Raw genomic sequence first — 14,112 nt, 5'->3', positions numbered from 1 at the left:
TATTTTATGTTAAAAAAGCATCGGCTAAGAAAAAATAAAAATGGCGCTTTATGTGAATAAAAGTACATTCTTCACAGAGCTATCACACTCTGATTTAAGTAGCGCCCTAAGTAGACAAGGCACAATGTAACTCATGAAGATTGTTGTTGTCGATGACGAGCAAGCAGTACGCGAGTCCCTTCGACGTTCCCTGACTTTTAATGGATTCGATGTACTTCTTGCCGAAAACGGTCGTGAGGCAATTGAAGTTATCAGTAGTGAGCAACCAGATTTGGTTATCCTCGATGTGATGATGCCACATGTAGACGGCTTGGAGGTTTGCCGCACACTGCGCTCTCGTGGCGATGATCGACCAATCTTGGTTCTTACTGCACGTGATGGTGTTGCAGATCGTGTGGCTGGGCTTGATGCTGGCGCTGATGATTATCTTCCTAAACCTTTTGCTCTTGAAGAACTTTTGGCACGGGTACGTTCACTACTACGTCGGGCAGCAGCAGACTCGATTAGCAGCGGTGAGCATCAGGATGAACTTGTTTTTGAGGATTTGCGGCTTAATCCAGAAACTCGTGATGTCAGCAGACGTGGCCGTCAAATTAGCTTGACTCGTACCGAATTTGCTCTTTTGCAACTGTTGATGAGTAATGCTCGTCGGGTGTTAACACGTTCAGCAATTCTAGAAGAAGTATGGGGCTATGATTTCCCAACCTCTGGCAACGCTTTGGAAGTCTATATCGGTTATCTGCGTCGTAAAACCGAACAAGAAGGGGAACCGCGTTTGATCCATACCGTCCGTGGAGTGGGCTATGTATTGCGAGATGTTGCTCCCTAGAAACAGGATGTCTGGGATATCTCTTACCTTTTAGTGAATTATCTGCCGGCGGTAGCTAATTATGTGGGTACGAGTTGAGCAAATAGAGACAAGACTGACAGTAGGGTGCAGTGATACTTGGTAAGACTTCAAGGGTTCATGAATCTTCTCATGAACCTGATACATATAGCGAAGATAATCGGTTCTGGGGACGACAAGTTTCCCTGCGTTGGCGTATTTCCATGCTTACCGCAGGGATGGTTGCTGTCGCTGTCGGCATGATGGTGATTACTGCTTATTGGACGGTTTCATCAGCATTAAAAAACTCGGTAGACCGAGAACTAGAAGTTAAAGCAGATGCGGTTCTTTCACGTACCCTAGACCCGAATTTTTTCCAACGTGCTGATAGCGAATTGCAATATTTCCGTCAGTACAACATCGGTATTCGTATTTCATTACAACTTCCTGGAACAACTTACGCGATTGGCGATACCATCCCGTTTATTTCTGCTTCCGACCAATCTGGCAAAGATTATGCCGTGAGCACTGTAGATGGGGAGCGAATTTTTACTAAAGCTAATGACAGTGGCACTGTGGTCACTTTGGCTCGGGACATGATGTATACCAATCAGCTCAACACTGCATTAGGTGCAGCCTTGTTGGTAATTGGTCTTATGGGAGCCGCATTAGCAGTCATTACTGGGCTTATGGTGCCAGCATCTGGTTTGCGTCCACTGGCTCGGTTGCAAAATGCTGTAGATCGAGTCTCGCGTACCGACGAGCTGCGCCCGATTGAAATCGTTGGCAATGATGAGTTAGCCAGCCTTACCCGTAGTTTTAATGAGATGCTTGAAGCTTTAAGTTCTTCTAGGCAGCGGCAAGCCGAGTTTGTTGCTGATGCTGGACATGAACTGAAAACTCCGTTGACTTCGATGCGGACAAACATTGAGCTGTTGATAATGATGCAGCGCAGTGGTACGGGATCAATTCCAGAAGAAGATCGTGCAGCAATTGAACACGATGTTATGGCACAGATTGAAGAACTAACCACCCTGATTGGTGATCTTGTCGATCTTGCCCGCGAAGATGCTGATGGACAGGCTTTTGAAGAAGTAGACCTGGTTGCAGTGACCGCGGAAGCAGTTGATCGAGTTCAGCGTCGTCGCCCGGATGTGCAATTCCAATTCGAGAGCACTCCATGGTGTCTAGATGGTGATACTCACGGGCTAAGCCGTGCGGTTATTAATCTTTTAGACAATGCAGCAAAATGGTCGCCTGCTGATGGGGTGGTACGAATTACCATGGTGCCTAAATACAATGGAACCGTCGAACTAACGGTATGTGATTCTGGTCCAGGTATCCCAGAAGAGGATCGAGAAAAAGTTTTTGAACGTTTCTTCCGAGGGGTCGCTACGCGTTCAACTCCTGGATCAGGTTTAGGGCTAGCTATTGTAAAGCAAACTATTTTGCGCCATGGTGGCACCATTGTCGCTGGTGAATCGAGCGATGGTGGCTGCCGGATGCGTGTGATCTTGCCTGGTTTTTCTACTTTAGAAGATCTACATCGCTCTTATATTGGTCGCAATGGGGTAACCGATGAGTAGCTATCAGCTTTTATTCAGAAAATTTTAGGCAACTTACAGTTTCAGTGCAGACGAGTACCAGAGTTTTAGTGCACACTATTTTTCATGAACGAGAACTTTGGCTCCGAGCACAACCCCGTAGAGGAGACTCCGAAGAATTATCCAGCGGAGTCTCATGATGGCGATCAGCATTATGTTGATTCCACTGATTCTTTTACTGCCGGTGCCGTTGACTACACCGAAGATAAACCATTAGAGCACGTCCCGCCGGCAGCGCCTGAGGAAACAATTCAGTTTGAGCGGGCGAATAATCCTTATAGCGTTTCGACGACTAACAATCCAGCGCCTACTGGTGAGGCTTCGTACCAGCCTTCATCTCCTGAGCACACCGCAGAAATACCGGAAGCTGCAATTACAGCTGCTGCTAGTGCTACTGAGGGTTATTCCCCGGTGTCGACACCTCAGTCCAATGTGGATACTGTTAGCACACCTCCTGCCAATTCCTACCAGGGGTACCAGCAGTCCGAACAACCTGTGCCACCAACTCAGGAATACCCATATGCTGCTGCAGCTGAAAACCTGCCTTCTGGTGGTGCACCAGCTCCAGCAAAGCGCAGTATCGGTCTTTTACCGGCGACAGCAATTGCATTAGTGTCAGCTCTTACCGCCTCTGGTATTACTGTGGCAGCGGTTCAAGGTAGCTCTATGCTTTCTCAGAGCCAATCACAATCTAATGTGGTGGAATCGCTGAATAGTCCGGTTTCTGATTCTTCATCACGAGAAGCTCCAGCAGGTTCGGTAGAAGCAGTAGCAGCCAAAGTTTTGCCGTCGGTAGTTTCGATTAAAGTGGCTACGCGAACAAGTGGAAGTGAAGGCTCAGGCTCTATTATTTCCGAAGACGGCTACATTATGACGAATAATCACGTTGTCGCCGGCGCAGCCAGTGGTGATGCACGAATTACCGCCACACTCAATGATGGAACCACCTATGAAGCAGATTTTATTGCTGGTGATGCCAATACAGATGTTGCAGTGATTAAGCTTCGCGACGCAAGTGGATTGCCAGCAATGAGTTTCGGTGATTCCGATAACCTTGCTGTGGGGCAAGAAGTTGTTGCTGTTGGCTCGCCACTGGGACTATCCGCCACGGTGACCTCCGGTATTGTTTCTGCGCTGAATCGTCCAGTGCGTGCTTCCGGTACTGATACCGGTCAGTCCTCGCTTATCGACGCTATTCAAACCGATGCTGCGATTAATCCTGGTAATTCTGGTGGTCCATTAGTGGATATGGAAGGTAACCAGATTGGTATCAATTCCGTGATTGCTTCTACTTCTACCTCTAGTGGGGAAGCAGGTTCGATTGGATTAGGTTTTGCTATTCCGGCTAATTTCGCGCGTCGTGTTGCCTCACAGTTGATTGAGACTGGACAAGCAACTCAGCCGTTGATTGGGATCCAGCTTGTTTCGAATTCTCGAGTGGTTGGTGCCGAGATTGCGCAGGTTAATGAAGGTGGACCTGGTGAGCAAGCAGGTTTAGTACCCGGTGAGGTCATCACGCGAATGAATGGTCGGCGTATTGATAGTGCAGATGCTTTGATTGCCGCGGTACGCAGTAGTGATTTTGGCGAAGTTATTACGTTGACAGTGGTTAATCCAGAAACCCAAGAAACCAGGAATGCTGAGGTTACACTTACTGGCGCTGAGCAGTAGGTAACAGTTATTGGATTAGTTTATCGGCGCTGAAGAATATGGACGTTCTTCAGCGCCGTCGGGTATTGAGGGCTTAGTATGGACTCTCGATATTTGTGAACCTAGTTTTGTTATAGCTAAGGGAGATATTTTTAAAGCTGCACTTTAGTAAAATTGCTGTCAATTATTAAAGAAACAACCGCAACCGCATGTCCGTTATCTGGACACATAATTGATTCCATAGTCAGACAAGCATAAGGCTTTTCGACGTCTAAAATTTCCGCTTCTTTATCAGATAGAAGAACAGCACCAAACTGGGTAGCTACGGTGAGCTGGTTGTTTCCTGTAGTGTCTCCGGAATACTCTGCTAACAGTAGTGTGATGAGATCACCGGAAAGATCTTTTCCTAATAAGCCAGGAAACTGTGCCGCATCGACACATGTTGTTTCTATCCCTAATATTTTGTCGCCAAACTCCGTAGCGGATTCTTCGGCATCGGTTACGTTTATTTCTTGGTGGAAACGCACTATGCGGATAACAAAGTCGCCTTCGTTCATTCCTAGTAATTCACGTTCTTTTTTATTAGCAGCTTCAATAGTTGCTGAGATAAGTCGTGCTTTGCTGGTAACAGAACTAAGCAATTTTAGCTTGTGATGCGTTAATGCATGGGTGTGTATCGGAGAAATAGAAGAATTTTGATTAGTCAAAGAGGAAGAATCTGTATCTTCTAAATTTGTAGAAAGTTCTGCTGCGGTATTAGGTTGAGCAATATACGTCCCACGACCTGGCATTCCAATGGTGCGCCCTTCTTGGCTTAACAGCATAAGTGCTCGCCGTATTGTCATAGGCGAGACATTAAAAGACGAGGCAAGCTGGACTTCGCTTTCTAAACGATCTCCTGGATTCATCTGCTCAATGCGCGCTACAAGTGCTTCATAGACTTCTGCATATTTTGCTTTCACCATTTTTCCTCCTTGTAGAAACACATTTTATTGTTTCTATAGATCGCTCACCCTAACGAAGTTGTGGTCTGCTTCTTGACGTACTTAGCGATGTATTGAGTATCACTTATTTTTCATTGACAAACACCCTTCTATAACCCTAGGGTGTTTAGAAACACACTGGGGTGATTGATGTTAAATATATCGCAAGGATAATTATGAATCGATATGACATATCCTATTCATTAAGCGGTAGAGAAGAAAAAGGCACTATCGTTGCACTTCACGGCATTACCGACAATGGGGCTTCTCTGTCAGATATAGCTGCGCAGTGGAAAAATGAATGGAAAGTAGTCCTATTAGACACCCTAGGGCACGGACTTTCTCGTTCTTTTACCAAAGAAGAACTAACCAATCCTTTCGACGCAATCGTGTATGCCATGTCGCAAGCAATCGTAGAAATTGCTCGCACAACCACTTCGCGCAAAGTAGTTCTTATAGGACACTCACTTGGTGGAGCTGTAGCAGCACATATTGCTCGTGCATACCCTGAGCTCATTGAAGCCTTGATCTTGGAGGATCCTGCTCTTCTTACTTTAGAACTCCAACAGCTTTATTACGATGATGCAGCTACCCTTGTGAAACGCCAAGAACTTGTTACTGCTCATGTCGGTGAGGCGATAGCCGAGCTGATGAAGGTATACCGTCATTGGCCTGCCTCAGAATATGGCGCGTGGGCACAAGGAAAAACTCAAGTCGATCGTCAATTTGTTGCTACTGGTGTCGTCGGCAGCTTAGGACGCAGCATTCTTAGCGAACTAAGTATTCCTACTTTGCTTATTACCGGAGATGGGGCTGATGTTCTTTTTGGCGTCGATGGTTTAACCGAGGTAGAAAACCTGGCTAATCCTTTTTTACGCTCGAGTTTGATTCCACAGGCCACCCATACTGTGCGCCGCGATCAACCGGAAGCATTCTATGACCTGGTTGAGTCATTTCTTCATCAGCACTGTAAAGGACATCGACGTGCGCCTTTATATATTGCTGAGGAACTGCGCGAGATCGTCGAAAAAACTCCGGAACAAATCACAGACAACATACCGGCCATGCGGGAACGCGCCGAAAAGCTTCTTGGACACGTTAAACCCGAACCTGGGATTGAACTGAAAATAGTCACTTTAGAAAATAACTCAGCAAAAAAACCGCGGAATTTTGAGTTACGTTGCCTTAAAGCACAAGGAAGCGAGCCAGAGGCAATTGTTTTATCCATCCATGGTGGTGGCTATGTTGCCGGAGCTGCGCGTTACGACGACGAACGAAACAGCACACTGGTACATACTTTTGGCAATGCTCTTGTTGCTTCACCCGATTATGGCTTGGCGCCAGAAAATCCTTGGCCAGCAGGTGCTTATGATTGCGTACAAGCACTCGTGTACCTGCATTTACACTATCCGGACAAACCTTTATACATCTACGGTGATTCAGCAGGAGCAGGATTAGCTCGCCAAGCAATAGAAATTCTTCACCGAGAAGGCATCGAACTTCGCATTGAACGTCTCATCCTGTTGGAACCGTGCTTGGAACCTCAGATGACCACTTCATCTTTTACAACTTATTCCCAAGGACCTATCTGGACTCGGGAGGCTTCGCAGTCTGCTTGGCACCATTACATTGGATCTACTCCACAGCGTCTTCCCTATATTCCCTCACGCGAGGTAATGAGTTGTATGCCGCCCACAATGATTGTGGTCAATCCAATTGATCCACTACGTGATGAAGGAATTCGTCTCGCCCAAGATATTGCCGATGCAGGAGTTCCCATTGCCCTACACATGTTTCCTGGCACTTTCCACGGCGCTCTCTCCGTGAAAGGAACAGCTACCTGGGAGCGAGTACGCAGAGCAATAAAAGAATTTATTAATACTTCTTTCCCCGCCACATTCACGCATAGTGCAAGGAAAACTCATGACTCATAACAAACTCTTACAAGTAGCTGGAGCCGCTGCACTAGGAGGATTTCTCTTTGGCTTCGATGTTGCAGTTATCAACGGAACGGTAGGGTCTTTTTCTCAAGCAGCAACCGGTTTCGACCTTAGCTCGGCAATGACCGGCTGGGTAGTAGCTATTGTGAGCTTAGGTGCCGCTATTGGCGCAGCCTTGGCCGGAAGTGCTGCCAATCGCTTTGGTCGGGTCAAAGTGATGGTAACTGCCGCAGTTCTTTTTGCTATCTCCGCACTGATGAGCGGGTTATCGTTTTCGGTTGGTGCCTTGCTTTTCTGGCGTTTTATAGGTGGATTGGGCGTAGGAATTTCTGCGGTGATCGCTCCTGCTTATATCGCAGAAATCGCTCCTGCAGATAAGCGAGGAAGACTGGGGACATTACAACAGTTAGCTATTGCTTTTGGTATTTTTGGAGCATTTATTAGCAACTTCCTTTTAGTAAAGATTACTGGATCAGCTGATGCTGAAGCCTGGTTTGATTTATACACCTGGCGTTGGATGTTTATCACCGAACTCTTCCCAGCTGTTTTATACGGTTTCTTTGTTCTCTTCTTACCGGAATCACCTCGTTATCTCGTACAAATTGGCAAAGAAGAAGAAGCTGAAAAAATCCTTGCTGCTGTGGGAGCTGATGCGGATCCACAGGGACGTATCACAGAGATTCATTCCTCACTTTCTGGACATAAGCCGCGTTTTTCTGATCTTTTAGGCGGCTCCTTTATCTTGCATCCCGTGGTGTGGGTGGCCTTAGCTTTTGCTTTTCTTATTCAAATGGCCGGGATTAACAATGTTCTTCTTTATGCCACCGTTTTATGGGAAAGCGTCGGATTTACTGGAAACACAGCAGTCTTTATTCCTGTTCTCACCTCAGTAATCGGCATTGTGATGACCATTATCGGCATGCTAGTTATTGACCGAGTAGGACGCAGACCGCTATTGCTCTGGGGTGCTATCGGCATGTTTATTTCTATGCTGATTGCGGCACTTACTTTTATGCAAGGTGAAGTAACCCCTGATGGCACACTTAACCTCAGTGGTATTTGGGTACCACTTGCTCTTACTAGTGTGCACATGGTGTACATCATTTTCTGCGGAACCTGGGGCGTGGTGCTGTGGGTATTTCTTGGCGAAATTTTTCCCAACCAAATCCGTACAGCTGGCCTTGGATTGGCAATTGCCGGAAACTGGATTGGCGGTACTTTGGTTACTCAACTTTTCCCAGTGCTCAAGGAACACCTAGGATTATCCGGCACCTATTTTTCCTATGCGGTAGTTGCCGCCCTACTTATTTGGCTGGTTGTGCGTTATATCCCAGAGACAAAAGGTGTAGAACTAGAAGATATGTCTTACACACTTAACAGGGATGCTTAAAGCAGTAACGTGAGGTGCACCCAAGGGTTTTGGGTGCATTTTTTATTCGTAGCAGTGATTTCGTAAACAAAAACCTAGGGCAAGAATATCTTGGTTTAGCCCTGGTTATGTAGCGTAGTGGCCTAGACTAGGCATGATATTTTGCTGAAAGGATTGTCTATGTCTGCCGTTAGCCATATTTCGCGTAGCGATATTATCCGAAACCTGAACGAATTTATTATTAACTGGTCTGACCGAATTCAAACATGGAAAGACACTAATCAAGGACACACGGAAAAATCAGCTGCACAACAGTTCTGGGGGCATTTACTGCGGTGTTTTGGTGTTATCCCAGAACGTATTGATCTTTTTGAGCGTGATGCGGTACGTGCTAGTACCAACAACACGGGATATATCGATTTGTTCTGGTCATCGGTTGTTATTGGTGAAGCTAAATCCCTTGGTAAAGACCTAGAAAAAGCAGAGAAGCAAGCACTGGACTATCTTGCTGGTGGTTCTATTGCAAGCCATGAGTGGCCTAAATTTATTATTGTCACCAACTTTGAAACAATCCAACTAACCAAACTAGGCAATGGTGGCTGGACAAAACAATTCCCACTAGAAGAACTCGCTGATCATGTTGATCAATTGATGTTTCTTGCTGGTCGAGAAGAAATCACCAAAGAAGAACAAACAGAAGCCTCTATTATTGCATCTCGGCTTATGGCTGATCTGTTTACTGCAATGACAAGTACGGAAATAGATGAAGCTGTTGGTGATCAAGCACCCACCAACCCGGAAGATGAAGACTGGCATGTGCAAAAAAGTTCGGTGTTTCTAACCCGGATATTATTTCTTCTTTACGGGGATGACTCCGGCTTGTGGGAAAACGATTTGTTTTATCGATTTATCCTGCATGATACCAATGATGAGAATCTAGGCAGCCAGTTATCTGCGCTCTTTCAAGTATTGAATACTCCAGAGAATCGTCGTCACCGGGTTCCTGATTCGATGATGAAGTTTCCCTATGTGAATGGCAGTTTGTTTGCTGAACACTGGCCACAGGAATTCTTCGATCATGATATGCGCCAGGCATTGCTTAACGCATGCCGTTTTAATTGGACACGTATTAGTCCTGCGATTTTTGGCTCCATGTTTCAACTGGTCAAATCTAAAGAAGCTAGGCGCGCTGATGGGGAGCACTATACGAGTGAAACCAATATCTTAAAAGTGATTGAACCGTTGTTTTTAGATGGGTTAAGAAAACAAGCTAGTCGTCTTATTGATAATAGGTCTACTACGGTAAAGGCGTTGCGTGAGTTTCGTGATTCTTTAGCTGAGATGGCGTTTTGTGATCCTGCGTGTGGGTGCGGCAATTTTTTGGTTGTTGCTTACCGGGAACTCCGCAAGATTGAAACTGACATCATTGTCGCCATCCGTGAACGAGAGGGGCAGTTGACTGCTGCTTTTGATGTGTCGTGGGAGCAGAAGCTTTCTATTGGTCAGTTTTATGGTTTTGAGTTGAATTGGTGGCCGGCCAAGATTGCCGAGACTGCAATGTTTTTAGTTGACCACCAGGCTAACCGTGAACTAGCACTACGTATCGGTAATGCTCCAGAGCGTTTGCCTATTTCTATTACCGCTCATATTCGCCATGGTAACGCTTTAAGGATTGCGTGGGATGTGGAGATTCCACGGGTTAAAGGACAGACGTTTATTTTTGGTAACCCACCGTTTGTAGGACACAAAGAGCGAACAAAAGAACAAGGCGTTGATCTTAGAGAAGCGTGGGGAACCAAAAACATTGGTCATGCAGATTATGTTACAGCTTGGTTTGCAAAATCTGCTGAATTCTTCAAGAAGCGTAAAGGTGATTTTGCCTTCGTCTCTACAAACTCAATCGTGCAGGGTGAAAGTGTTGATTTTGTTTTTGGTGGGTTATTCAAACTCGGATGGAAAATTAAGTTTGCTCACCAAACTTTTACTTGGGATTCTGAAGCACCAGGAAAAGCAGCTGTTCATTGTGTAATTGTGGGGCTCTGCAAGTCAATGGGACAGCAGACAACTCTCTATTCTGGTCAAGGGGAAGTTTTGGAGATTGGAAATCACATAAGCCCTTATCTATATTCAAATCTTCCTCCAATTACGATTAAGCCAACAAGAAAGATACTTAGCCCCTCATTGACAGCACTAAAAGCAGGTTCAACTCCAATCGATTGGGATGGATTCGTAGTAGAAGAACATGAACTACAAGAGGTGAAGGCTGATCCAATAGCAAGTAAGTATCTGAGACCCTACTGGGGTGGTCATGAATTGATCAACCAAACAGGCAGATGGTGTCTTTGGCTTGCTGACGACCAATTCATCCCTAGCGATCTCAATCGATCAAAGCTACTAAATGAAAGAGTTTCTCGTGTCCAAATAGCGAGAGAGAAGAGTTCACGAAAGGCAACAAAAGTTCTCGCAAATTCTCCGCACCTTTTTGGAGAAATTAGGCAGCCTGAGACTGAGTATCTAGGTATACCCCAATCGTTTACTGAACGTAGAAAGTTCGCAACGGTGCAATTGCTTCCCCCTAATGTCATTGCATCTGTGAAGTTATTCACGGTGCCAGATCCAGATGGGTTTTATTTTGGGCTAATTTCTTCTTCAATGTTTATTACGTGGCAAAAAACAGTTGGTGGAAGAATCAAGTCTGACCCAAGTTTGTCATCTTCATTAGTTTGGAACACCTTCCCAGTTCCTGAGCTGTCAGAGAAAGATCGAACAGCCATCATTAACGGCGGTAAAGCTGTCCTTGAGGCACGTGCAAAGTTTCCTCATCGCTCACTCGCAGACCACTATCAACCTTTGGCTATGGATCCAGACTTACTCAAGGCGCATGACAAGTTAGACAAGGCTGTGGATAAAGCATTCGGTGCGCCAAGGAAATTGACCAGTGAGAAGCAACGGCAAGAACTGCTTTTTAAAAATTATGCACAACTTACCCAAGAATAAGCGGTGGTACCGGTTGCGTGCGGTAAGCGTCGATAAGCTTTGGTAAATAAAGGGTGGAGTTGGAGGCAGTAGTGCGAGTAGATTGATCTTTAAAGGTATTGATATTCGACAAAGCTATAAGGACTGGCTATGACTACTTCCACCATTTCGACGACGGGCTTTGACGATGTGGCAGAACCCGATGCCGATTTCTTCCGGGCTACCGAGGCAGAACAAAGTAAAGATCCAGCTCCTCGCAGAGCGCTTAGTGTGCTGATTACTGATCATGTGATTAGCTCCGGTAAAGATACGGGGCAGCTATGCACCGAATTGCTAGTAGAAGGTGGTTTTGCTGTTGACGCGGTGGTGGAGGTAAAAAAGAGTCATTCGCAGATTCGTAAAGCGATTGAAACTGGTGTAATTGGCGGGGTAGATCTGGTACTTACTGTCGGTGCTACCGGGGTGGGACCACGCGATAAAGTTGCGGAAGCTACCCGCGAAATTCTGGATCAAAATGTTCCAGGTATTGCGCAAGCATTGCGTTCTTCTGGTCTTGCTTGTGGGGCAGTAGATGCGTGTACCTCACGAGGTATTTCGGGTGTTTCTGGCTCTACGGTGATTGTTAATCTTGCTTCTTCGCGGGCAGCAATACGTGATGGTATGGCTACGTTAACCCCGCTGGTGCATCACTTAATTGATCAGTTGCGTCGCTCTGTTATTGCGGATGCAACATCATGAGTACAGAGCATAAGCGCAGTAATCGCCGGCGAGTTATTCGCCGTGCGGAAGTAGATTATGATCGCAAAGCGGATACTCCGATCACGGAAGTATCTGCAGATGAACAGCGCGTTGTTTTACTCGATGAAGATACTGAGCAGCTGGTAGGCAAAGAGTTTTATCTTCATGAGCGACCACCGCATCATGGCTAATGTGTGCATGAAAAAACCTGCCCTGGATAAATATCAGGGCAGGTAATTTATACGCTAAGCAGGTAATTAGATCTGCTTGTTCTGCTTGAGCAAGTCGCGGATCTCGGTAAGCAGTTCTGCCTCAATGGAAGCAGGAGCTTCGTCTTCTTCAACACCCTTGCGAGCAGCTTGCATTTCGGAAAGTTTGTTCATTGGTGCAACCAGAATGAAGTACACAACAGCTGCAACAATAAGGAAGTTGATAGCAGCAGTGATCACAGCGCCAAAGTCCATGAAGGTAGCGTTGTTGCCGCTGATGATGTGGAAGCCAAGACCACTGACATCGGTGCCGCCAATGGAAGCGATTAGTGGGTTGATGAGGTTATCGGAGAATGCGGTAACAATTGCGGTGAATGCAGATCCAATAACAACGGCGACGGCCAATTCAATGACATTGCCGCGGAGAATGAAATCTCTAAATCCTTTAAGCATGAAGTTTCCTTTCGGTGAAAATCTTTGGAAAGATTAGCGAATTTTTTGCCTAATGACTAGCTTCTAGCTAGAAAACTTAGTTTTATTGATCCGGATGAGTGCGATCGCCGCTGAGAACAACGGCTAGTGGTGTAGAAAGAGAGGCAGCAGCAACTTTTTGTGCCTCTAGTTCCGGTAGGGCAATAAGCACTGTTCCTGGTTCTGCGCTAGCGAGTTGGGAATCCTGTGTGGCTGCAAAAATGATTCGTCCACCTGCGGCAATGATCTGTGGAGTTGCATTTTCTTGTAGGGAAGTAACAACTGTGACTGTGTCTCCATGGGAAAGTAGGCCGGCTAAGGTTGGATCGGCAAGGCGTAATGGAACCATGTTGATTGTCTCACCATTTGCGTTTTGTGTGAAATTTTTCACTAACGAGTTGGTGAGTTCACTTCCAATGAGATCCATTTCGGTTGCAATATGTCCTGGTGTGCGTGCGGCGACAACGATTCGACCAATAACCGCAGAACTATCGCTGAGAGCATCAATTGGAACAAGGTCGGCAGGAATTCTACGTAATTCAATATCTTCTGCAGTAATGCGTTTTCCTGCTGCAATTTTTTGTCGGTAGGTAATTACTTCTTGTCGGTTGTCGATACGTGAGCTCAGTCCAAGAATAAAGGCGGTAATAAGAAGGCAGATAGCAATGATTCGTTTTATTAAAACGGTGCGTTGCCAGCCAGGTTGTTTGAGTACATGAAAAATGTTCATGTTGATATTAGACGGATTTTAGACCCGAATAGTGCCGTACTCATCCAAGAAAAAAGTCATTGTCACATCATGGGCTTCGGTGGGTACGTCGGCGCGAATTTCGTCGTGATAAATCAATAGGGTTGTAGCAGTGCTTACTCCAGCCAGCGCGCGATCATAATAACCGGCACCTTTGCCCATGTGCTGCCCATTAGGATGAGCTGCTAATCCCGGCACAATAATCATGTCCAGAGTATGTAAAATGCTGCTATCGCTATGTGGTGGAACAGGCTCTGGGATTCCATATCGGCCGATGGTTAATGATTCGGTATTCTTGTAGTGCCCCCAATGTAATACTCCGTCATTTTTGCTCACCGGTAGCCACAGCGTATCGACGATAGCTGCTAATTCAGGTACTAGGTTTATTCCACCCGGTTCGGTTTCATCGGCAACATATGCTGCAATACGTTGAGCGTTATGCAGTCTGAGATGGTCACGTAGATGAGTGATGATCTGTTCGTCGAGACGCTTTTTTGTGTGCGTATTTCGGTTTCGACGATGGGCTAATAGCTGAGTGCGGAAAGATTTTTTATCTGGGGTAGGGGTAGCCACATTTTTACTCTAGCGATTTTTCCGA

General features: G+C 46.0%; 13 protein-coding genes. 8 read left to right on the top strand and 5 right to left on the bottom strand.

The features are described from left to right. Window positions 1-133: 133 nt before the first annotated feature. From UL82_RS08240 to UL82_RS08230, 3 genes are all read left to right on the top strand, one after another. Entirely contained in the window at window positions 134-829 is a 696-nt protein-coding gene (locus UL82_RS08240; RefSeq protein WP_046440319.1) for a response regulator transcription factor, read from the top strand. Window positions 830-939: 110 nt separating this feature from the next. Then, the gene (locus tag UL82_RS08235) at window positions 940-2,412 is read left to right on the top strand and encodes a HAMP domain-containing sensor histidine kinase (protein WP_126316242.1); all 1,473 of its coding nucleotides are present in this window, start codon (window positions 940-942) and stop codon (window positions 2,410-2,412) included. Window positions 2,413-2,496: 84 nt separating this feature from the next. Beyond that, window positions 2,497-4,101 carry a S1C family serine protease gene (locus tag UL82_RS08230; RefSeq protein WP_083966448.1) on the top strand — a complete coding sequence of 535 codons (1,605 nt, stop codon included), beginning with the start codon at window positions 2,497-2,499 and terminating at the stop codon, window positions 4,099-4,101. 131 nt (window positions 4,102-4,232) lie between these two features. Here the strand turns inward: UL82_RS08230 and UL82_RS08225 are convergent, their stop codons facing one another. Next, complete coding sequence (locus UL82_RS08225) at window positions 4,233-5,045, bottom strand: GntR family transcriptional regulator (protein ID WP_046440317.1); 813 nt, start codon at window positions 5,043-5,045, stop codon at window positions 4,233-4,235. A gap of 194 nt (window positions 5,046-5,239) precedes the next feature. Here UL82_RS08225 and UL82_RS08220 point away from each other — a divergent pair, with 194 nt between their 5' ends. The 3 genes from UL82_RS08220 to UL82_RS08210 all read left to right on the top strand — a co-directional run bounded on the left by UL82_RS08220 (window position 5,240) and on the right by UL82_RS08210 (window position 11,369). After that, window positions 5,240-6,997, top strand: a complete 1,758-nt coding sequence (locus tag UL82_RS08220; protein WP_046440315.1) for an alpha/beta hydrolase — start codon at window positions 5,240-5,242, stop codon at window positions 6,995-6,997. Further along, a complete protein-coding gene (locus UL82_RS08215; protein WP_046440313.1) occupies window positions 6,987-8,393 on the top strand; it encodes a sugar porter family MFS transporter in 1,407 nt (468 codons plus the stop codon). Before UL82_RS08220 ends, UL82_RS08215 begins: the two co-directional genes overlap by 11 nt. Window positions 8,394-8,552: 159 nt before the next feature. Beyond that, window positions 8,553-11,369, top strand: a complete 2,817-nt coding sequence (locus tag UL82_RS08210) for a DNA methyltransferase (RefSeq protein WP_046440311.1) — start codon at window positions 8,553-8,555, stop codon at window positions 11,367-11,369. Here the strand turns inward: UL82_RS08210 and UL82_RS11550 are convergent. After that, entirely contained in the window at window positions 11,356-11,481 is a 126-nt protein-coding gene (locus UL82_RS11550; RefSeq protein WP_269078399.1) for a hypothetical protein, read from the bottom strand. The genes UL82_RS08210 and UL82_RS11550 overlap by 14 nt on opposite strands. Window positions 11,482-11,498: 17 nt before the next feature. On the opposite strand from UL82_RS11550, the gene UL82_RS08205 reads away from it, so the two are divergent. Together UL82_RS08205 and UL82_RS08200 are read left to right on the top strand one after the other, a co-directional pair. Then, entirely contained in the window at window positions 11,499-12,086 is a 588-nt protein-coding gene (locus tag UL82_RS08205; RefSeq protein ID WP_046440309.1) for a MogA/MoaB family molybdenum cofactor biosynthesis protein, read from the top strand. Further along, complete coding sequence (locus UL82_RS08200; RefSeq protein ID WP_046440308.1) at window positions 12,083-12,277, top strand: hypothetical protein; 195 nt, start codon at window positions 12,083-12,085, stop codon at window positions 12,275-12,277. The genes UL82_RS08205 and UL82_RS08200 overlap by 4 nt, the downstream gene beginning before the upstream one ends. A gap of 66 nt (window positions 12,278-12,343) precedes the next feature. On the opposite strand, the gene mscL is transcribed toward UL82_RS08200, so the two are convergent. From mscL to UL82_RS08185, 3 genes are all read right to left on the bottom strand, one after another. Next, entirely contained in the window at window positions 12,344-12,748 is a 405-nt protein-coding gene (gene mscL, locus UL82_RS08195) for a large conductance mechanosensitive channel protein MscL (RefSeq protein WP_046440306.1), read from the bottom strand. 82 nt (window positions 12,749-12,830) lie between these two features. After that, window positions 12,831-13,496 (bottom strand): SAF domain-containing protein, encoded by a 666-nt coding sequence (locus UL82_RS08190; protein WP_046440305.1) that lies wholly within the window; start codon window positions 13,494-13,496, stop codon window positions 12,831-12,833. 18 nt (window positions 13,497-13,514) lie between these two features. Next, on the bottom strand, window positions 13,515-14,087 hold the full coding sequence (locus tag UL82_RS08185; RefSeq protein ID WP_046440303.1) for a 5-formyltetrahydrofolate cyclo-ligase: 573 nt from the start codon (window positions 14,085-14,087) through the stop codon (window positions 13,515-13,517). Between the last annotated feature and the right edge of the window lie 25 nt (window positions 14,088-14,112).

Source organism: Corynebacterium kutscheri (assembly GCF_000980835.1).
Taxonomy (GTDB): domain Bacteria; phylum Actinomycetota; class Actinomycetes; order Mycobacteriales; family Mycobacteriaceae; genus Corynebacterium; species Corynebacterium kutscheri.
Note: the sequence above shows the minus strand (reverse complement) of the source record. Positions and strands in the feature narration are given on the sequence as shown.